The 20,069-nt window shown below is 71.9% G+C and carries 19 protein-coding genes; 12 read left to right on the top strand and 7 right to left on the bottom strand.

Going from position 1 to position 20,069, the window contains the following annotated elements; translation table 11 throughout:
- Positions 1–45 precede the first annotated feature (45 nt).
- From AC0NZQ_RS17900 to AC0NZQ_RS17890, 3 genes are read left to right on the top strand one after another with little or no spacing between them, the layout of a single operon-like run.
- Complete coding sequence (locus AC0NZQ_RS17900) at positions 46–621, top strand: hypothetical protein (protein WP_474531349.1); 576 nt, start codon at positions 46–48, stop codon at positions 619–621.
- A gap of 2 nt (positions 622–623) precedes the next feature.
- Positions 624–2,036 (top strand): sensor histidine kinase, encoded by a 1,413-nt coding sequence (locus AC0NZQ_RS17895; protein ID WP_474531348.1) that lies wholly within the window; start codon positions 624–626, stop codon positions 2,034–2,036.
- Positions 2,033–2,680 carry a response regulator gene (locus AC0NZQ_RS17890; RefSeq protein ID WP_474531347.1) on the top strand — a complete coding sequence of 216 codons (648 nt, stop codon included), beginning with the start codon at positions 2,033–2,035 and terminating at the stop codon, positions 2,678–2,680. Before AC0NZQ_RS17895 ends, AC0NZQ_RS17890 begins: the two co-directional genes overlap by 4 nt.
- A 1-nt stretch (position 2,681) precedes the next feature.
- On the opposite strand, the gene AC0NZQ_RS17885 is transcribed toward AC0NZQ_RS17890, so the two are convergent.
- Complete coding sequence (locus tag AC0NZQ_RS17885) at positions 2,682–4,031, bottom strand: DUF2252 domain-containing protein (RefSeq protein WP_474531346.1); 1,350 nt, start codon at positions 4,029–4,031, stop codon at positions 2,682–2,684.
- A 98-nt stretch (positions 4,032–4,129) separates the two neighbouring features.
- Between AC0NZQ_RS17885 and AC0NZQ_RS17880 the strand changes: the two genes are divergently transcribed.
- From AC0NZQ_RS17880 to AC0NZQ_RS17845, 8 genes are all read left to right on the top strand, one after another.
- Positions 4,130–4,420 (top strand): hypothetical protein, encoded by a 291-nt coding sequence (locus AC0NZQ_RS17880; protein WP_474531345.1) that lies wholly within the window; start codon positions 4,130–4,132, stop codon positions 4,418–4,420.
- Positions 4,421–4,516: 96 nt separating this feature from the next.
- Positions 4,517–5,521 carry a type I glyceraldehyde-3-phosphate dehydrogenase gene (gap, locus tag AC0NZQ_RS17875; protein WP_474531344.1) on the top strand — a complete coding sequence of 335 codons (1,005 nt, stop codon included), beginning with the start codon at positions 4,517–4,519 and terminating at the stop codon, positions 5,519–5,521.
- A gap of 1 nt (position 5,522) precedes the next feature.
- Positions 5,523–6,731: a phosphoglycerate kinase gene (locus AC0NZQ_RS17870; protein WP_474531343.1), complete on the top strand. Its 1,209-nt coding sequence runs from the start codon at positions 5,523–5,525 to the stop codon at positions 6,729–6,731.
- A gap of 2 nt (positions 6,732–6,733) precedes the next feature.
- On the top strand, positions 6,734–7,549 hold the full coding sequence (tpiA, locus tag AC0NZQ_RS17865) for a triose-phosphate isomerase (protein ID WP_474531342.1): 816 nt from the start codon (positions 6,734–6,736) through the stop codon (positions 7,547–7,549).
- 60 nt (positions 7,550–7,609) lie between these two features.
- Entirely contained in the window at positions 7,610–7,846 is a 237-nt protein-coding gene (gene secG, locus AC0NZQ_RS17860) for a preprotein translocase subunit SecG (RefSeq protein WP_474531341.1), read from the top strand.
- 52 nt (positions 7,847–7,898) lie between these two features.
- Positions 7,899–8,240 (top strand): RNA polymerase-binding protein RbpA, encoded by a 342-nt coding sequence (locus AC0NZQ_RS17855; protein ID WP_474531340.1) that lies wholly within the window; start codon positions 7,899–7,901, stop codon positions 8,238–8,240.
- A gap of 130 nt (positions 8,241–8,370) precedes the next feature.
- Positions 8,371–9,573 carry an MFS transporter gene (locus AC0NZQ_RS17850; RefSeq protein ID WP_474531339.1) on the top strand — a complete coding sequence of 401 codons (1,203 nt, stop codon included), beginning with the start codon at positions 8,371–8,373 and terminating at the stop codon, positions 9,571–9,573.
- 72 nt (positions 9,574–9,645) lie between these two features.
- Positions 9,646–10,338, top strand: a complete 693-nt coding sequence (locus AC0NZQ_RS17845) for a hypothetical protein (RefSeq protein ID WP_474531338.1) — start codon at positions 9,646–9,648, stop codon at positions 10,336–10,338.
- A 28-nt stretch (positions 10,339–10,366) separates the two neighbouring features.
- Here AC0NZQ_RS17845 and pgl read toward each other — a convergent pair whose 3' ends face one another.
- The 5 genes from pgl to tkt form a co-directional block, all read right to left on the bottom strand.
- Positions 10,367–11,095, bottom strand: a complete 729-nt coding sequence (gene pgl, locus AC0NZQ_RS17840; RefSeq protein WP_474531337.1) for a 6-phosphogluconolactonase — start codon at positions 11,093–11,095, stop codon at positions 10,367–10,369.
- Positions 11,092–12,090, bottom strand: a complete 999-nt coding sequence (locus AC0NZQ_RS17835; protein ID WP_474531336.1) for a glucose-6-phosphate dehydrogenase assembly protein OpcA — start codon at positions 12,088–12,090, stop codon at positions 11,092–11,094. The genes pgl and AC0NZQ_RS17835 overlap by 4 nt, the downstream gene beginning before the upstream one ends.
- Positions 12,090–13,628: a glucose-6-phosphate dehydrogenase gene (gene zwf / locus AC0NZQ_RS17830; protein ID WP_474531447.1), complete on the bottom strand. Its 1,539-nt coding sequence runs from the start codon at positions 13,626–13,628 to the stop codon at positions 12,090–12,092. Before zwf ends, AC0NZQ_RS17835 begins: the two co-directional genes overlap by 1 nt.
- 173 nt (positions 13,629–13,801) lie before the next feature.
- Positions 13,802–14,911, bottom strand: a complete 1,110-nt coding sequence (tal, locus tag AC0NZQ_RS17825) for a transaldolase (protein WP_474531335.1) — start codon at positions 14,909–14,911, stop codon at positions 13,802–13,804.
- Between the two features lie 28 nt (positions 14,912–14,939).
- Positions 14,940–17,039 carry a transketolase gene (tkt, locus tag AC0NZQ_RS17820; protein WP_474531334.1) on the bottom strand — a complete coding sequence of 700 codons (2,100 nt, stop codon included), beginning with the start codon at positions 17,037–17,039 and terminating at the stop codon, positions 14,940–14,942.
- Positions 17,040–17,250: 211 nt separating this feature from the next.
- Between tkt and AC0NZQ_RS17815 the strand changes: the two genes are divergently transcribed.
- Positions 17,251–18,240, top strand: a complete 990-nt coding sequence (locus AC0NZQ_RS17815; RefSeq protein WP_474531333.1) for a heme o synthase — start codon at positions 17,251–17,253, stop codon at positions 18,238–18,240.
- Between the two features lie 27 nt (positions 18,241–18,267).
- Here AC0NZQ_RS17815 and AC0NZQ_RS17810 read toward each other — a convergent pair whose 3' ends face one another.
- Positions 18,268–19,980 (bottom strand): DUF2510 domain-containing protein, encoded by a 1,713-nt coding sequence (locus tag AC0NZQ_RS17810; RefSeq protein WP_474531332.1) that lies wholly within the window; start codon positions 19,978–19,980, stop codon positions 18,268–18,270.
- Positions 19,981–20,069 lie beyond the last annotated feature (89 nt).

The raw sequence follows: 20,069 nt of genomic DNA, 5'->3' as shown, positions 1-20,069 counted from the left end.
AGGCGAATTCCGATCGCCCCCTTCCCGAGCAGGAGTGACCTCCCGATGAACCGTTACCTGATCTCCGGCGCCGTCGGCCTCGGCGCCGTCGCCATCGCCGTCCCCACCGTCCTGGCCCTCGCCGGGACCCCCTCCTTCAGCGAGCGGGTGCCGGTGCGACTGCCCTCACACGCCAACGTCGTCTCCTTCGACGATCACGGTCACGCCTCCGTCGGCGGCAGCCGGCCTGCTCCGTCGCCGAGCCCGTCGCCGACCTCGACCACGCCGAGCCCCAGCCGGTCGCGGTCGGCCGAGCCGGGTGACGATCACGGCGGTGACCGCAGCCGGTCGCGGTCGGCCGAGCCCGGTGACGACCACGGTGGCTCGGGCTCCGGTCGCGACGGGGACGACTCCCGCCACGGTGACGGTGCCGACGTCTCCGACCGTTCCGGCTCCGAGGAGTCCGGCTCCGGCTCCGGTCGCCACGGTTCGGACGGCTCCGGCTCCGGTCGCCACGGTTCGGACGGCTCCGGCTCCGGTCGCCACGGGTCGGACGACTCGGGTTCGGACCACTCGGACTCCGACCATTCGGACTCCGATCACTCGGGCTCCGACGACTCGGGCCACCACGGCGACGACTGATCGTGACCGACGCGATGACCCCGACGGCGGCCGGGACCGACCCGGCACCGCAGTGGGTCGTCGTCCGTCCCGCCGGCCCACCGACCGGACGGGAGCGACTGCCCCGGCTGCGCAGCGTCCTACTGCTGGTCGGCGCCGCCGCGCTGGTGGTGATCGTCGCCGTGGCCGTCGCGGGAGCGCTGATCAGCCGCCGCGCCGCCGAGCGTGAGGCGGTCCGCGACGCCGCCGAGCTGACCAACGTGCTCGCCGACAGCGCCGTCCAACCCGCGCTCACCGACACGATGGCGGCCAGCGACATCCGAATCAGCACCGCCGCGGCCGCCACCCTCGCCCCCGTCGTCCGGCAGCGCGTCCTGCCCGCCGCCTCCGTCGTGCGGATCAAGCTCTGGACGCCGCAGGGACGCATCCTCTACTCCGACGAACCCCGCCTCGTCGGGCGCATCTTCGGCCTCGACGCCGACGCCCGCTCTGCCCTCACCGACCCGCAGGTGAGCGCCGAGATCAGCGACCTGGACGAGCCGGAGAACCGCTACGAGCGTGGCCGCGGGACGCTGCTGGAGGTGCACCGGCCCGTCTACACGCCCGCCGGGCGCCCACTGCTCTTCGAGGTCTACTACCGCTACGACCAGGTCACCGACCGCGCGAACGCGATCTGGCGTGGCTTCGTCGGCATCACGCTGGGCAGCATCGGTCTGCTGGTGCTGCTGCTCGTCCCGCTCGCCGCCGCGCTGGTGCTCCGGACCCGGCGGGCGCAGCGGCTGCGGGAGGAGTCGCTGCGCCGCAGCGCCGACGCCTCGCTCGACGAGCGGCGCCGGCTCGCCGCCACGCTGCACGACGGTGTGATGCAAGAGCTGGTGGCCGCCTCCTTCGCCGTCGGCGTCGAGGCGCAGGACGCGCAGGCCCGCGGCGCCACCGAGCAGGCCGAACGGCTGGTGGCAGCCCGCGACGCCGTGCGTGCGGGCATCGGGGGCATGCGCTCGCTGCTGGTCGACCTCTATCCACCGAACCTCCACGACGCCGGCCTGCGCGCCGCTCTCGCCGACCTCGTGGCGGGACTGCGGCAGGACGGGACCACCGCGGTGGAGGTCGTCGTCTCCGACGAGGCCTGCGAGCTGCTCGATCCCGGCCAGACGGAGATGATCTTTCGCGGGGTTCAGGAGATGCTGCGCAACGCCGCGGCCCACGCGCGGGCCGGCAGCCTCGTCGTCACCCTCGATCGCGTGGCTGACGACGTCGTCCTGGAGGTCGTCGACGACGGTGTCGGCTTCGACCCCGCCGTCCGCCCGGCGGGTCACTTCGGGCTGGCCCTGCTGACCGATCTCGCCGCCGAGCACGGCGCCGAGCTGGCGTTGCGGACGGCGCCGGGAGCCGGCACCGCCTGGCGGGTCCGGATCCCTGCGGGGTCGGTCTCGTGAGCGGGACCATCAGGGTGGCGCTGGTGGACGACCACCGGCTGGTGCGGGTCGGCATCGCGGCCGCTCTCGCCCCCGCCCCCGACGTCACCGTCGTCGCCGAGGCGGCCGACGGTAAGGAGGCGCTGCAGCTGCTCGGCGATACCGAGGTCGACGTCGTGCTCATGGATCTCTCCATGCCGGGTCTGGACGGCGTCGCCACCACCCGGCTCGTCGCCGACCAGCACCCCGGCGCCCGGGTCGTCGTGCTCTCGTCGTTCGCCGACGCGACCCGGGTGCGGCAGGCCGTCGCGGCGGGTGCCATCGGCTACGTCCTCAAGGACTGCACGCCGGACGAGCTTCTCGCCGCGGTCCGCGCCGCCGCCGCCGGGCACGCACCCCTCGACCCCCGGGTGGCCGGTGCCCTGCTGCCCACCGGCCAGGCTGCGACGGCGCCGGTCGCCGCCGGACTCAGCGAGCGGGAGGTCGAGGTGCTGCGGCTGGCCGCCAGGGGGTTGGCGAACAAGCAGATCGGTCGCGAACTCGGGATCGCCGAGCGGACGGTGAAGGTCCACCTGGGCAACGTCTTCCGTCGCATCGGCGTCAGCGACCGGACCTCGGCCGCGCTCTGGGCCCGCGACAACCTGCCCGAGAACCTGCCCGGCTGAGCTACTCCTCGTACTCGACCGGGATGGCCCCGGCGTCGATGCCGGCGAGGAACTCGGCGTAGTCCTGCTCGGCCTGCGCGGCGTAGGCGAAGGCGAAGTCGGCGATCGCCAGGTCGAAGGGCTTGCCCTTCTCCAGGTAGGCGGCCAGGACGCGGGGGTCCACGGTGCGGCAATGGGCGCGGGCCAGCAGCGACCCCACCAGTCGGGCGTAGTCGTCGAGGTGGTCGGCGGTCAGCACGGTGGGGTCGATGGAGCCCTTGCGGTTGCGGAACTGCCGGACGATGTAGGGCACTCCGTCGATGGTGGTCCAGCCGAAGAGGAGGTCGGTGACACTCTGCACCAGGCGCGCGCCCCGGACGATGCGCTCGCCGTCGTGAGCGACCTCGGTGCCGGTGTGGGGTGCCAGCACCGACGCCCCGGCCTGCTTCACCTGCAGCACGAGCGCCTCGTCGGTGCCGGGGGCGTCATTGCCCTGCAGCAGCACGACGTAGGAGCGCATGCCGACGCTGCCGGTGCCGACCACGCGGCGCGCGACATCGCGTGGCTCGTAGCGGGCGATGAGGGTGCGACGGGACTCGTGCAGGGTCTGCGGGTAGTCGCGCAGCCCGGCGACGACCGCGGCGGCGGTCGCCTCGTCCACGGTGGTGAGAACCGGTGGGTCGGGGACGAAACGCCACTCGTCGGCGTCGCGGGCGGTCGCCTTGGTGGCGACCTTCTCGCTGGTGTTGCGCACCGCCTTGGCGGCGGCCTGCTCGAAGTCGTCGAAGAGCTCGTCGGCGTTGGCCCGCTCGATGGCCGACTCGTCACCCAGGGCCGTCCAGGATTCCAGGAAACCGAGTTCGGCCAGATGCCGGCACGCCTTGCGGTAGGCCTTGGCGGCGTGGCGGGCGGCCTTGCGGGCGGCATCGTCGCCGACCCGCGTGCCGGTCCGTCCGGCCAGGACCAGGCTGGTCGCCAGCCGCTTCAGATCCCACTCCCAGGGCCCCACCGCGGTCTCGTCGAAGTCGTTGACGTCGATGACGATGCGACCGTCGTCGGTGCCGTAGAGGCCGAAGTTCGCGGCGTGGGCGTCACCGCAGAGCTGGGCGTGGACGCCGGTGACGGGCGCGCCGGCCAGGTCGCGGGCCATCAACCCGGCGCTGCCCCGGAAGAAGGCGAAGGCGTCGCGACTCATCCGGCCGTGCCCCAGCGGGACCAGCGCAGGAGCGCGTCCCTCGTTGCGGTGGGCGAGGAAGTCGATCACCGACAACCGGTCGGCCGGCGGGGTGAAGGCGGCGTGCTCGGGGTGGGGGAGGGCGTCACGCAGCTCCCGGCCGCGCCCGGACGCCGCGTCGGCGCTGGTCCACGTCATGCGCCCACTGTGCCAGCGGCCGGGGACCGGCAGGTGAACGCCGCAGCGGACCTCCGGCTCCGGCGGCGGGAAGGGGCCGGGCGTCCTACCCTGGGGGCATGGCCGACGCGAAACGACCGAGTCCACGCGAACGGGTCGACCGCGCGGTCGCCGCCGCGCGTCCCGCTGTCGAGCGCGCCCGCGCCACGGCCGAGCCGCGGGTCGAGAAGGCCGCCGCCCGCGCCGGCAGCATCTTCGGCCAGCTGCGCGACCGCGCCAAGGAGACGGCGAAGGGTTTCGGCGAGGGCTACAAGGGCACCGACGACGCGCAGGGTGCTCCGGGATCCGGCCACCCCGAGCCGGAGGCACCCGAGCGGCCCACCCGGCCGCGACCCGGCCCCGGCCGGTAGCCGTACCGGTCGCCTCACCTCGCCCCGCCGGACTGTCGGAGTCAGACGATAGGGTCGCCCTCGGCAGCGACAGTCTCTTTCCTCGGGAGTTCCGCAGTGACCGTACGTGTGGGAATCAACGGCTTCGGCCGTATCGGCCGCAACTTCTTCCGCGCCGTCGCGGCGTCCGGCGCGGACATCGAGATCGTGGGCGTCAACGACCTCACCGACAACGCGACGCTGGCGCACCTGCTGAAGTACGACTCGATCCTCGGCCGCTTCCCCGGCGAGGTCACGCACAGCGAGGACGAGATCGCCGTCGACGGCAAGGCGTTCAAGAGCTACGCCCACCGCGACCCGGCACAGCTGCCCTGGGGTGAGATCGGCGCCGACGTCGTCATCGAGTCGACCGGCATCTTCACCGACGCCACGAAGGCCAAGGTGCACGTCGACGGTGGCGCCAAGAAGGTCATCATCTCCGCGCCGGCCTCCAACGAGGACGTCACCGTCGTCATGGGCGTCAACCACGGCGACTACGACCCGGCCAAGCACACCGTAATCAGCAACGCCTCCTGCACCACGAACTGCCTCGGCCCGCTGGCCAAGGTGCTGCACGACAACTGGGGCATCGAGCGGGGTCTCATGACCACCATCCACGCCTACACCCAGGACCAGAACCTGCAGGACGGCCCGCACAAAGACCTCCGCCGTGCGCGCGCCGCGGCACTGAACATCGTTCCCACCAGCACCGGCGCCGCGAAGGCGATCGGCCTGGTCCTGCCCGAGCTGAAGGGCAAGCTGGACGGCTACGCGCTGCGGGTACCGATCCCGACCGGCTCGGCCACCGACCTCACCGTCACCCTGGCCAAGGAGGCCGGCGTCGACGACATCAAGGCCGCCTACAAGGCCGCCGCGGAGGGGCCGCTCAAGGGCTACCTGAGCTACACCGAGGCCCCGATCGTCAGCAGCGACATCGTCACCGATCCCGCCTCCTGCATCTTCGACGCCGGGCTGACCAAGGTCATCGGCGATCAGGTCAAGGTCGTGGGTTGGTACGACAACGAGTGGGGTTACTCCAACCGGCTGGTCGACCTGACCGCGCTCGTCGGCTCCTCGCTCTGACGTGCGCACGCTCGACGACCTGATCTCGGTCGGTGTCGCCGGCCGCCGGGTGCTGGTCCGCTCTGACCTGAACGTCCCGCTCAAGGACGGCGAGGTCACCGACGACGGCCGTATCCGGGCGTCGCTGCCGGTCCTGACCAAGCTGCTGGATCACGGCGCCAGGGTGATCGTCACCGCGCACCTCGGCCGGCCGAAGGGGTCGCCGGACGAGAAGTACTCGCTGCGGCCGGTGGCCGACCGGCTCGCGCAGCTGCTCGGGCGGCCGGTCGAGTTCGCCACCGACACCGTCGGTGAGAGCGCCCGGCTGCTGGCCGACGGTCTCGCGGACGGTCAGCTGCTGCTGCTGGAGAATGTCCGCTTCAATGCCGGCGAGACCAGCAAGGACGACGCCGAGCGCCTCGACTTCGCCCGGCAGCTCGCGCAGCTGACCGGCGGCGAGGAAGACGGCGGTGCCTACGTCGACGACGCCTTCGGCGCCGTCCACCGCAAGCACGCTTCGGTCTACGACGTCGCCACCCTGCTGCCGCACTACTGCGGGGACCTCGTCCGTGACGAGCTGGTCGTACTGCGCCGGCTGACCACCGACGCCGCCCGCCCCTATGCGGTCGTGCTGGGCGGCTCCAAGGTGAGTGACAAGCTCGCCGTCATCGAGTCGCTGCTGCCCAAGGTTGACACCCTGCTGGTGGGCGGCGGGATGTGCTTCACCTTCCTCGCCGCTCAGGGTCACTCGGTGGGTGACTCGCTGCTGGAGGCCGACCAGGTCGACAACTGCCGCCGCTTCCTGGCCGAAGCGGGGGAGAAGATTGTCCTGCCGTCCGATGTCGTGGTCTCGGCCGAGTTCTCGGCTGACGCCGCCACGCAGGTGGTCGCCGCCGACGCCATCCCGGACGGGCAGAAGGGCCTGGACATCGGGCCCGAATCGGTCCGCGAGTTTGCCGCCCGCCTCGACGGCGCGCAGACGGTGTTCTGGAACGGTCCGATGGGGGTCTTCGAGCTGGCGCCGTTCGCGGCCGGGACGAAGGGTGTCGCCGAGGCCGTTGCCGCGACGCCGGGTTTGTCGGTCGTCGGTGGCGGGGACTCCGCCGCCGCAGTCCGGGCCCTGGGCATCGACGAGCAGTCCTTCGGCCACATCTCGACCGGCGGTGGCGCGTCGCTGGAGTTCCTGGAGGGCAAGGAACTGCCCGGCGTCACCGTGCTCGAGGGGCGCTGAGCATGGCCAAGAACGACCCGCTGCCACCCCGCAAGGGGCGTCTGCCGCTGATCGCCGGCAACTGGAAGATGAACTGCAACCATCTCGAGGCGATCGCGCTCGTCCAGAAACTGGTCTTCAGCCTCAACGACAAGCAGATGGCCGATGCCCAGATCGCGGTGATCCCGCCGTTCACCGATCTGCGCAGCGTGCAGACGCTGATCGACGGCGACCAGGTGCCGATCACCTTCGGGGCGCAGGACCTCTCGCCGTACGACTCCGGTGCCTACACCGGCGACATCGGTGGTCCGATGCTGGCCAAGCTCGGCTGCACCTTCGTCGTGGTGGGGCACAGCGAGCGGCGCGAATACCACGCCGAGACCGACGAGGTCGTCAACAGCAAGGTCGTCGCCGCCTATCGCCACGGGCTCACCCCGATCCTCTGCGTGGGCGAGACGCTGGAGGTCCGTGAGGCCGAGGGCCACATCGCGCACACCAGCGACCAGCTGAAGGCCGGGCTCGCGGGGATCAAGGCCGAGGACGCCGAATCGGTGGTGATCGCCTACGAACCGGTGTGGGCCATCGGCACCGGCAAGGTCGCCACGCCCGAGGACGCCCAGGAGGTTTGCCAGGCGCTGCGCCTGGAACTGGGCGCGCTCTACACCCCCGAGCTCGCCGAGAAGGTGCGCATCCTCTACGGCGGCTCGGTGAAGGCCGGCAATGCGGCCGACATCCTCGCCAAGCCCGACATCGACGGTGCCCTCGTCGGCGGCGCGAGCCTCGACGCCGACGAGTTCGCCAAGATCTGCATCGCGGCGGGGCAGCCGGCTGCGGTGTGAGCGCGGAACGTCAGCTAACCTCTACCAAGCCGTTCGTCGTCCCGTGAGGTTATCGAGCAAATGATTCTGGGCCTGTCCATCGTCATGATCTTGGCGAGCCTGCTGCTCATCGTGCTGGTGCTGCTGCACCGCGGCAAGGGCGGCGGCCTGTCGTCCATGCTCGGCGGTTCCTTCAACTCCAGCCTCTCCGGGTCGTCGGTGGTGGAGCGCAACCTCGATCGCCTCACCATCGTCGCCGGTGCCGTGTGGTCCATCTCGATCATCGGCCTCTGCCTGCTCTACAAGAACCAGGGATAGCCGGCCGCCGGCCGTATCTCGACGCAAGACCTGTTTCAGAAGGGACACGTACGTGGCTGGTGGCAGTGCGATTCGGGGCAGCCGGGTCGGCGCGGGGCCGATGGGCGAGAACGAGCGGGGCGAGTCCGCACCGCGTCAGATCGTCTCGTTCTTCTGCGCCAACGGTCACGAAACCCGTCCCGCCTTCGCGATGGACGCCCCGCTGCCCGACACGTGGGACTGCCCCCGCTGCGGCTTCCCGGCCGGCCGGCAGTCAGAGGCGCCGCCGAACGCGCCCCGCAACGAGCCGTACAAGACGCACCTGGCGTACGTGAAGGAGCGTCGCTCCGACGAGGACGGCGCCGCGATCCTGGAAGAGGCACTGGCCCGCCTGCGGGCCCGGCGCGGCGAGTAGTCCCGCGCCCCTCGTGATGTTGTCACCGTCGATCGAACTGCCGCTCTACGGCAGTGACCCCGAGCGCGGTGACCTCGCTCCCTGACGCCTGACGAGCCGTCCTCGTCACCTCGTCGTCAGGAGCTCGTCCATGGCGCAGTTGCGCGCTGTCCTCGCCACCGCCGAAGTCCCTCGGCTGCTCGGCTATGCGCTCGTCGGCCGGCTCCCCGGCGCGATGGCGGCGCTGGCCGTGCTGTTGCTGGTGCGGGGTCAGGGTGGCAGCTACACCCTCGCCGGCCTGCTGGCCGCGCTGCTGACCGCGGGGACGGCGGTCGGACAGCCGTTGCTCGCCCGGGTCGTCGACCGACGCGGCCAGCCGCTCGTGCTTCTCGCCGCGGCGGTGGTGAGCACGCTCGCCTTCGTCGTCCTGGCGATGACCGGAGCCGACCATCCCGTGCCGTCCGCGGTGGCCGCGCTGGTGGCGGGGCTGGCGACGCCTCCGCTGGAGCCCTGCCTGCGGGCACTCTGGCCGGGGGTCGTCGGCGACGGACCCCGGCTGCAGGCAGCCTTCAGCCTGGACGTCGGCGCCCAGGAGGTCGTCTACGTCGCCGGACCACTGCTCACCGCCGGGGCCGTCGCGGTCTTCGGTGCCGGCGGGGGAGTCCTGGGCTGCGCGGTCTTCGGGATCGCCGGCACGCTCGCCTTCGTCGCGCTGCGGGCACCGCGGTCATGGCGGCCGGTCCGGCACGACGAGCACGGCCGCGGCACGCCGCTGCGCGAGGCGGTGCTGGCCCGGATCGTCGTGACGACCTTCGGCTGCGGCGTCCCGGTCGGCGCCCTGGCCGTGGTGGTGACGGCGTACGCCGACGACCGCGGCAACGCCGCCATCACCGGCTGGGTCCTCGCCGCGAACGCCGCCGGCGCCCTGGGTAGCGGGCTCTACGGCGCCACACGTCACGCGCCGCTCACCGGCAGCGTCACCCTCGCCGCGCTCGCGCTGGCCGCCGGTTTCGTGCCGCTCGCCCTCCCGCTGCCGCTTCCGCTGTGGGCACTGGCGGCCGTCGTCTCCGGGCTGTCGCTGCCCGTCGTCCTCACCGCGGTCTTCAGCACGGTGCAGCGGGTCTGCCCGCCGCACCTGCTCACCGAGGCCAACGCCTGGATCGTCACCGCCTTCGGCCTCGGCGCCGCCCTCGCCGCGCTCGGCGCCGGCGTGGTCTCCGACCATCTGCACGGTGCCGCCGCGGTCGCCGCCATCGTCCTCACCGGCGTCGCCGTCACTGCGGTCCTCGCCCCCGTCGCCCGGTCGCCCCGGCCGGTTCCCCGTGCCGACGAGGCGGCCGCCGACCGGCGGTGACACCGGCGCAGTCCGAGGTGCCGCCCATCTGCACCCCAGCCGACACCCAGCCGCAAAGGGAATGTTTCGGACATGATGCGACGACGACGCACCACTGTCCTGCTGGCTCCGATCGCCGTGACGGCCGCCTCCGCCGCCGTGCTGGCCACCGCTCCGCCCGCGACGGCTGCCGATTACACCGGGGGTTTCCACGCCTCGTGGTTCCGTGAGTACGCCGAGACCAGCCAGAAGTCCTCGGCCGCCACCGTCACGGTGCCGACCGCCCGCTGCAGCGGCGCCTCCGGCAGCGCCCTGCGTATCGAGTACGGCATCAGCGGACGCAAGATCGACCAGGCGGCCGCCGCCCACGGCCGCATCACCGTGACCTGCACCGGCACGACGCCGACCTACACCGCCAGCATCCGTGTCGACTACCGCGACAGCGGAGCCGGCAGCTTCCCGGTCGCACCCGGTGACACGATCGGCATCACCTCGGGCACCGGCAGCAGCGGGGCCAGTGTGAGCGTCACGTCCCACCGCACCGGACAGCAGCTCCGCTACACGGGACCCGGCCTGGTCACCCACGGCACCACCGTCACGGCCGAGCTGCGCAACGCACCGCGGTTCACACCCGTCGTCTTCAGTGACGCCACCGTGGACGGCCAGCCCTACGGTGATCCTCGCCCGACGCGGTGGTCTCAGACCGACGACTCGGGACGGGTGATCGCCGAACCCACCGAGTTCACCGACGGCGGGCGGACGACGACCATCGTCGACCGACGCTGACGTCCGGGCCCCTCCAGCCCCGGTCCCGTCAGCCCTCGAGACGCGAGGCGGCGTCCTCGTCCAGCAGCCAGACGGTGCGTTCGCGTCCGCGGACGCGAGCCGACGGCAACGACTCGTCACCGGCGACGGCCTTGGCCACTGCCTCGGCCTTGCCGTCGCCGGAGGCGATGAGCCAGATCTCGCGGGCGGCGTCGAGACCCTCGAAGGTCAGCGAGAGCCGGTCCGGCGGCGGCTTGGGGGAGTCGTGGACCCCGATCACCGCCCGCCCGGTCACGGTCGTGCCGGGATGGCCGGGGAAGAGCGAGGCGCAGTGCCCGTCCGGGCCGAGGCCCAGCAGGATCACGTCGAAGGCCGGGACGGAGCCGCCGCCGGCGGCAGTGAGCGCCGCCTCGTAGGCGTCGGCGCCGGCCTCGGCCGTCTCGTACTCGTCGGAGTCGGGCATCCGGTGCAGCTTCGCCGGGTCGATCGGGACCAGGTCGAAGAGCTTGGCCATGGCGGGCAGGTCGTTGCGGTCGTCGGAGTCGGCCGCGACGAACCGCTCGTCGCCCCACCAGACATGGACGCGGGACCAGTCCAGCGCCTCGGCACGGGGCGCCAGCTCGGCGAGCACCTTCTCCAGGATGCTGCCGCCGGTGACGACGAGATGGGCCTCGCCGCGAGCCGTGATGGCAGCCGCGAGCGTGGCGCTCGCCCGGTCGGCGGTGCTGGCGGCGAGCTCGTCCGCGCTGGGCTGGACGACGACCTCGGGTGCGCTCATGACTGGGTCACCGGTTCCTGCTTGCCTTCCTTGCCGGTGGCGGGATCCCACCAGATGTGCTGACGCACCGAGGAGCGCTCTTCGAGCCCGGCGACGCCGGTGACCTCGCTGAGCGCCTCGGCGTAGACGTGGTCGGCATCCAGACGCCGCAGCTCCTCGGCCAGCAGCTCACCCAGCGGTCGCTCGCCGAAGGGCTGGAACGAATCCTGCTGCCCCTCGCGGCGCAGCACGAGACTGCCGCCCTCGAGGGTGGCGCGCGTGGTCTTGCCGTTGTCGAAGTCGATCTCGACGCCACTCACCGGCTCGTCGTCGGTGCCCTGGACCACCGCCTCGAGCCCGAGCCGGGCCGAGAGCCAGCCGGCGAGCAGCCGGGCCGACGGCTCGTTGCTGCCGCCGAGCACGCGGGCCGCCACCGGCTTGTGACGCCGGGCGCCGTCGAAGGCCGAAGCCAGCGCGGCGCGCCACGGTGTCAGCCGAGTCCAGGCCAGGTCCGTGTCACCGGGGGCGAAGTCCACGGCCCGCTGGTGCAGCGCCTCGTTGGGATCCTTGGCCCGCAGCACGTCGGTGATACGCCGCTCGGCGAAGACGCCGAGCGGGTCGTAGGCGATCTTGTGCGGCGGGTCGCCGTACCACCAGGTCACCACCGGGGCGTCGGGGGCGAGCAACGGCAGCGTCACCGACTCGGCGTGCAGCGCGAGGCGGCCGTACATGCGCAGCACGACCGCCTCGCCCGGCCCCAGCCGGCCGCCGATCGTCACCTCCGCGTCCAGCCGGGGGACCGGTGCGTCGATCTGCTGCCGAATCACCATGAGCATCCGCATCGGGTGCATGGACGACGCCAGCGCCGCGGCTTCCTCGGCCTCGTCCACGTCCTTGTGGTCGGTGACGACCACGAGTGTCAGGGCCATGCCGGAGGTGACCGCGCCGCCGGTGCGCCGCTCGGCCGCCAACGCCTTGACCACCGCGGTACCGGTGGTGTCCCAGAGAGTGGTCATTACGGCCTCCGCCACTGCCGGCCGTCACGGGCCAGCATCTCGTCTGCCGCCTTCGGTCCCCACTCGCCGGCGCGGTAGGGGTGCGGCGTCGTCCCGGCCCAGTAGCTCTCCAGCGGATCAATGACGCGCCAGGAGGCCTCGACCTCCTCGCTGCGGGGGAAGAGGGTGGCATCGCCGACCAGGACGTCGAGGATGAGCCGTTCGTAGGCCTCCGGGGAGGACTCGGTGAAGGCTTCGCCGTAGAGGAAGTCCATGGCGACGTCCCGGACCTCCATCGCACTGCCCGGCACCTTGGAGCCGAACTTCAACGTCACGCCCTCGTCGGGCTGCACCCGGATGACGAGCTGGTTGTGGCCGAGCTCCTGCGTGTCGGTGCGGCTGAAGGGCAGGTGCGGCGCCTTCTTGAAGAGCACCGCGATCTCGGTGACCCGCTTGGGCAGCCGCTTGCCGGTGCGCAGGTAGAACGGCACGCCGGCCCAGCGTCGTGTCTCGACTCCGAGCCGGACGGCGGCGAAGGTCTCGGTCGTCGAGTCTTCGGGGATGCCGTCCTCGGCGGTGAAGGCGACGGCTCGCTCCCCGGCCAGCCAACCCTGCTCGTACTGGCCGCGGATGGCGTAGTCGGCGAGGTTCTCCGGGATGGAGACCGCGCGCAGCGCCTTGATCTTCTCGATCCGCACCGCCTCGGCGGAGAACTCGACGGGCTCCTCCATCGCGGTGAGCGCCAGCAGCTGCAGCAGGTGGTTCTGCAGCACGTCGCGTGCGGCGCCGGTGGCCTGATAGAAAGCCGCGCGGCCGCCGATGCCGACGTCCTCGGCCATGGTGATCTGCACCGAGTCGACGAAATTGCCGTTCCACACCGGCTCGAAGAGCTGATTGGCGAAGCGCAGTGCAAGCAGGTTCTGGACCGTCTCCTTGCCCAGGTAGTGGTCGATCCGGTAGACGTCGCGGGCCGGGAAGACGCGGTCGACGAGCTGGTTGAGCTCCAGTGCGCTCGGCAGGTCGTGGCCGAAGGGCTTCTCCACCACGACCCGGCGGAAGCCGCCGGCGCTCGCGGCGTCGGAGAGCCCCGTCCGCTCCATCTGCGTCAGCACGTCCGGGAAGAGCTTCGGCGGGATCGACAGGTAGAAGGCAGCGTTGCCCTGGATGCCGTGCGACTTCGTCAGCGACGAGACCGTCTCCGCCAGCGTGTCGAAGGCCGCGTCGTCGTCGAACGAGCCCTCGATGAACCGGGTGTTGTGCGCCAGCCGCTTCCAGACCTCCTCGTTCCAGGCGGTCCGGGCGCCGTCCTTGGCGCTCTTGCGTGCCAACGCCTCGAAGCTGCCGCCGCCGGGCCAGTCCGTCCGGGAGAACCCGACGAGGACGAAGTCGGTGGGCAGCAGGCCCCGGTTGGCGAGGTCGTAGACGGCGGGGATGAGCTTCTTGCGCGACAGGTCGCCGCCGATGCCGAAGACGACGAGCGCGCAGGGTGCCGGCACGCGGGGAAGCCGGCGATCAGCGGGATCGCGCAGTGGGTTTCCCGTGTCGGGCTCGCCACCCATCACGTCGACGCCGCCGCTGCCGTCGGTCTCGGGCGTGGGCAGCTCGGCCGGCGGCGGCGGACCGGAGTCCGCCGCCGGCGCCGACTCGGCCGGCGGCGCGTCGGTGTCGCTGCCGGCCGTGTCGGCGGGCTCGGTCGACCCGTCGGTCACGCCGGTCTCGCTCGACGTCTCGGTCACTTCGCCTGGTTCTCCAGCTGACCCTTGACGCTCTCGGCCAGCTGCTTGTACGAGTCCTCGAACTTCTGCACGCCCTCGTTCTCCAGCACCTCGATGACCTCGTCGTACTCGATGCCGAGCGCGTTGAGGTCGTCGATGACCTTGCGGGCCTCGTCGTAGGTGCCGGCGATCGTGTTGCCACGGACCTCGCCGTGATCGGCGACGGCGTCCAGGGTGGCCTCGGGCATGGTGTTCACGGTGTTCGGCGCCACCAGGTCCACGACGTAGAGGGTGTCGTCGTACGCCGGGTCCTTGACGCCGGTCGAGGCCCAGAGCGGACGCTGCGGGTGCGCGCCGGCCGACTCCAGCGCCTGCCAGCGGTCGGAGGCGATGACCTTCTCGTACCGCTCGTAGGCCAGCCGGGCGTTGGCGACGGCGGCCTTGCCCCGCAGCGCCTTGGCCTCCTCCGAGCCGAGCTTATCCAGCCGCTTGTCGATCTCGGTGTCGACCCGCGAGACGAAGAACGAGGCCACCGACCGGATGGTCGACAGGTCGATGCCCGCCGCCTTGGCCTGCTCGAGGCCGTCGAGGTAGGCGTCCATGACCATGTCGTAGCGGTCCAGGCCGAAGATCAGCGTGACGTTGACCGAGATGCCCGCCGCCGTCGCGGCCGTGATGGACGGCAGCCCCTCCAGGGTGGCCGGGATCTTGATCATGACGTTCGGGCGGTCCACCAGCCACCACAGCGCCTTGGCCTCGGCGGTGGTGCGCTCGGTGTCGTGGGCCAGGCGGGGGTCGACCTCGATCGAGACGCGGCCGTCCTTGCCGTCGGTGCTGTCGTAGATCGGGCGGAGCACGTCGCAGGCCCACCGGATGTCGTAGGCCATCAGGTACCGCACCGCCTCGTCGACGTCGGTCTTGCGCAGCGACAGGTCGTGCGACTGCTCGTCGTAGGCGTCACCCTTCTCCAACGCCTTCTGGAAGATCGTCGGGTTGCTCGTGACACCGACGACGTGCTTGGTGTCCAGCAGGTCCTGCAGGTTGCCCGAGCGCAGCCGCTCGCGGCTGATGTCGTCGAGCCAGACCGAGACGTCCTGCTCGGCGAGGTCCTTGAGTGCGTCAGTCATGATGCCGTTCTCCTTCGCTGTGGGGGTGTCAGGAGCTCGCGTGCTGCTGCGCCGAGTGCGCCGCCGCGACGACGCGGTCGACGGTGAAGCCGTACTGCTCGTAGACGACGTCACCGGGCGCGCTGGCGCCGAACCGGTCGACGGAGATGATCTCGCCGGCGTCGCCGACGAACTCCCGCCAACCCTGCTTCACGCCGGCCTCGATGCTCACGCGGGCCTTGATCTCGGGGGGCAGGACCTCCTGCCGGTACGACGCGGGCTCGGCCTCGAACCACTCGACACACGGCATCGATACCACGCGGGTGGGGGTGCCCTCGGCCTCCAGGGCCTTGCGCGCCTCCAGCGCGAGCGCGACCTCCGAGCCGGTGGCGATGAGGATGACCTCGGCCCGTCCGGAGCCGGCCTCGGCCAGGATGTAACCGCCACGATTGGCGTGGACGACGTCCTCGGCCGGCAGCACCGGCAGGTTCTGCCGGGAGAGCACGATGCCCGCCGGGTGGTCCCAGGTCTCCAGCATCCGGCGCCAGCAGGCCGCGGTCTCGTTGGCATCGGCCGGCCGGATCACGTCGAAGTTCGGGATGGCCCGCAGCGAGGCGATCTGCTCGACCGGCTGGTGCGTGGGTCCGTCGCCGCCGACGCCGATGGAGTCGTGGGTCCACCAGAAGATGGACGGCAGGTTCATCAGCGCGGCCAGCCGCACCGGCGGGCGCATGTAGTCGCTGAAGACCAGGAACGTCGCGCCGTAGGGGCGGGTGTTGCCGTGGACGGCGATGCCGTTGACGATCGCGCCCATCGCGTGCTCGCGGATGCCGAAGTGCAGGTTGCGACCGTAGGGGCCGCCCTGCCACATCTTGGTCTGGTGGGCCGCGGGCAGGAAGCTGGGCTCGCCGTCCATGTCGCTGTTGTTGCTGCCGGCGAGGTCGGCCGAGCCGCCCCACAGCTCCGGCAGCGCGTCGGCCAGGCCGCTGACGACCTGCCCGGCGGCCTTGCGAGTGGAGATGGAGTTCGGCTTGCCGTCCTTCTCTGCCGGGAACTCGACGAGCGCGTCGCGCCAGCCGGAGGGGAGCTCGCGCCGCGCCATCCGCTCGTAGAGCTCGGCGTTGGCCGGGTTCTCCTTCGCCCAGGCGTCGAACTTCTCCTGCCAGGCGGCGTGGGCCTCGCGGCTGCGGTCGATGACGCCGCGGGCGTGCTCGAGGACGCCCTCGGGGAGGAAGAAGGTCTCGTCCTTCGGGAAGCCCAGGATCTCCTTGGTCTTGCCGATCTCCTCGGTGCCGAGCGCCGAGCCGTGGGCCTTGCCGGTGTTCTGCAGCGTGGGGGCGGGCCAGCCGATGATGGTGCGGACCACGATGAAGGACGGCCGGTCGGTCTCGGCCTTGGCCGCCTCGACGGCTGCCTCCAGGGCGGCGACGTCCTCGCCCGAGTCGACGTACTGGACGTGCCAGCCGTAGGCCTCGTAGCGCTTGGCGACGTCCTCGCTGAAGGCGACCGCGGTGTCGTCCTCGATGGAGATGTGGTTGTCGTCGTAGAAGACGATGAGGTTGCCCAGCTGCTGGTGGCCGGCCAGCGACGACGCCTCGGCCGAGACGCCCTCCTGCATGCAGCCGTCGCCGGTGATGACGTAGATGTAGTGGTCGAAGGGCGACTCGCCGGGCGCGGCGTCCGGGTCGTAGAGGCCCCGCTCGCGCCGGGCCGCCATGGCCATGCCGACACCGTTGGCGATGCCCTGACCGAGCGGACCGGTGGTGATCTCGACGCCGGCCGTGTGCTGGTACTCGGGGTGGCCGGGGGTGCGGGACTCCCACATGCGCAGCGACTTCAGGTCCTCGAGCTCGAGGCCGTAGCCGGCGAGGAAGAGCTGCGTGTACTGGGTGAGCGAGGCGTGACCGTTGCTCAGGATGAAGCGGTCCCGTCCCACCCACTTCGGGTCGGTGGGGTCCAGCCGCATCACGCGCTGGTAGAGCAGGTAGGCCAGCGGTGCCAGGCTCATCGCGGTGCCGGGGTGACCGTCGCCCGCCTTCTGGACCGCGTCGGCGGCCAGCAGCCGCGCGGCGTCGACCGCCTTCGTGTCGAGGTCGGACCACCAGTCGGGGTGTGCGGTGACGATGTCGGCCTTGTCGGTGTCGGTCACGACTGAAAGTGTCCTCTCGGAATGCGTTTACAGCGCCGTGTTCGCGCCTGTTCCTCGTTGCGGTCCTACCCATCTGCCAGCCTAGCCACCTCACCGTTCGCGCCAAGGCTTGCGGGCACGCCTGGTGGGGTAGGCGCGTCGTCGCCGGGGGACCGGCGGGACGCTGAGCCTGCGTGCGGCGCACCCCGGAGCGGCGGTTACCCTGGGCCTCGTGACGCAGACTCCGGTGGCGCCCGTACACGCGGGCCACGAGGAGCCGTCGGCGACATCAACGTCCGGTGACGAGACGGCCGCGCGCGGTCGCCGTCCGGGCCGTCGCCGCGGTGCCGTCGCGGCCTATGTCGCGCTCACCAAGCCCCGGATCATCGAGCTGCTGCTCGTCACCACGCTGCCGGCCATGATCCTGGCTGCGGGGGGCCTGCCCGAGTGGTGGGTGGTCGTGGCGACGATGGTCGGCGGCACCCTCGCCGCGGGCAGCGCCAATGCCCTCAACTGCTACGTGGACCGTGACATCGACGCGGTGATGCGCCGTACCGGCCACCGGCCGCTGGCGCGCCACGAGGTCTCGCCGCGGGGGGCGCTGGTCTTCGGCGTGGCTCTCGGTGTCATCGCGGTGGGCACCATGGGAGCGATCACCAACTGGCTCGCCGCCGGGCTCACCGCCGCAGCCATCGCCTTCTACGTCGTCATCTACACGATGCTGCTCAAGCGCCGTACGGCCCAGAACATCGTCTGGGGCGGGGCGGCTGGCTGCATGCCGGTGCTGATCGGCTGGGCAGCGGTCACCGGCTCGCTGGCCTGGGCGCCAGTGGTCCTCTTCGCCGTCGTCTTCTTCTGGACGCCGCCCCACTTCTGGGCGCTGGCGATCCGCTACCGCGAGGATTACGCCCGCGCCGGGGTGCCGATGCTGCCGGTCGTGGCCGGTCCACAGCGGGTCGCCCGCGAGATCGTCGCCTACTCTTGGCTCACCGTCGCCGCGTCGCTCGCGCTCTGGCCGCTGGCCACGGGCTGGGTCTACGGCGTCCTCGCCGCCGCCGCCGGTGTGGCGCTGCTCGGGGCCGCCTACCGGCTGCTCGCCGGCACGCGTCCCGGCAGCCCCACCGCTGGCCACCCGAAGGCGGCCATGCAGCTGTTCCATCTCTCGAACAGCTACCTGGCCTTCGTCTTCGTCGCCGTCGCCGTCGACACCTTCGTCCGCTGACGCGCCCCGGCGCGCGGCCGGACCCGCTCAGCGCGGGATCGAGATCGTGACGCTGCGGCTCGACGTCACCGTCGTGGTCAGCCGTCCGGTCTTGGTCGTCCCCGAGATGACCAGCGTGCCGCGGGTGAAGTCGGCCGGGACGACGAAGGCATCGAGGATCTTGCTGCCGGGCAGGATGTCGCGGGCGCGGTAGGTCGTCCCGCCCACCTTGAGGCTCAGCTGGCCCGGGCTGAAGGCGTACACGGTGCGATCGCCCTTCACCGTGAACTGCAGCCCGACGGTGAGGAACGCCTGCCGCGTGCTCGACGGCCGGGTGGTGCCGAGCGTCCAGAAGTCCAGCCGCGCGAATCGCGCCGTCGTGCGCAGCGTCGCCTTGCCGGTCCGGCTGCCCTGCTTGAGCCGGACCGGCGTCGAGAAGCTCTTGTTGAGCTCGACGCGTCGCGTCGAGCGGGAGAAGAGGGCGACATTGTTCGCGCCGGCCGTCCCCGCCGGCAACGAGATGGTCTGGCTGACGCCGCCGTCGGTGAGGACCAGCTCGGCACCCGATGTCGGGATCGCCGCGATCACGTAGTCGTCACCGGTCGGCGTCGGCACCGGGCGGCTGCTGCCACCGACGCGCAGGGTGGCCGCACTCCGGCCGTCCGCGCTGAGATCACCGGCGCCGTAGCGCAGCGTGAAGGCGATGAGCTGCTGCCCGCTCGGCGCCGAGCGGGCGTCGTCCCCGGTGCCGTAGCGCGTGATGCGGGCCAGCTCGGTGAGGGTCATCGACACCGATCTGCCGGTGACGCGGAGGTCCACGGCCTTGGCCCGGTCGCCGGCGGAGAGCGGCCCGGTGGTGAGGACGTTCGTCGCGGCCCGCTGCGGCGCCGGCACGGTGAGGTTGCCGGCCCCGCCGTGGGCGGTGGGGGGCGTCTTGCCGTCCGGCCGGACGAGCTGCAGGTCCGAGTCCAACGCGACGGGGTCGGTCGTCCCGAGATCGGCGCGGGGCGTCAGGGTTACCTTCGAGCCCTCGTTGCTGTCGCTCAGCGGCACCTCCAGGTAGGCCGCCGAGCGCTCACCGTCGACGAAGAGGACCGGGCCGCAGCGCAGCGCGTCGTCGATGTCGCTGCCCTTGGCGCCGTCCTGCGCCCGCTTCGGACGGGCGAAGTAACACCGGGTGTCGTCGCCGGAGTTGCCGTGGCGGGCCGCCACCGCCTTCGCCACGACGGCCTCGCCCTTGGTCAGCGTCTGCGCGGCGTCGGCGATCTCCCGGCCCCGGTAGGTCATGGCCGGGTCGTCGTCGGGCCACACCAGGTAGGTGACGCCGGCCGCCACCAGCAGGGCCAGGACGGCGCCGCCGGCCAGCAGCGGGGTGCGTCGCCTCCTCGCGGGACCGCCGCCGACCGGCGCGGACGCGGTCCCGGCGGGGTGCGCTCCGTACCCGGCCGGGACGCCCCAGCTCTGTGTCGGCTGCTGCCCGTATCCGGGCTGTGCCGGCTGTCCGTAGTAGGCCGGCTGTCCGGGGCCCGGCTGTCCGTAGGCCCGCTGTCCGACGCCCGGCTGTCCGTAGGCCTGCTCTCCATGTCCCTGCGGCGGGACCTCCCGGCTCCCGCTCGCGGCCGGGCCGAGGTCGCCGCGCCGCACCGTCTCTTCGGCCGGTGAGACGGGATAGGGACGGCGGTGGCCCGTCCACCGGGTGCCGTCGAAGTAGTGCTGCGACTGGGGGTCGTGCGCGTCGGGATACCAGCCGGCGTCGGCCATCGGGTCACTCTCCGGAATGCAGGGGTCGAGTCCCGATCGTCACACGCCGGTCGGCGTCGCGCGCGCAGGGCCGGCGGGGAGCACTTCCC

The sequence above is a fragment of the Jatrophihabitans sp. sgz311053 genome, from assembly GCF_056135305.1.
This window is presented reverse-complemented; position numbering and strand designations above follow the sequence as displayed.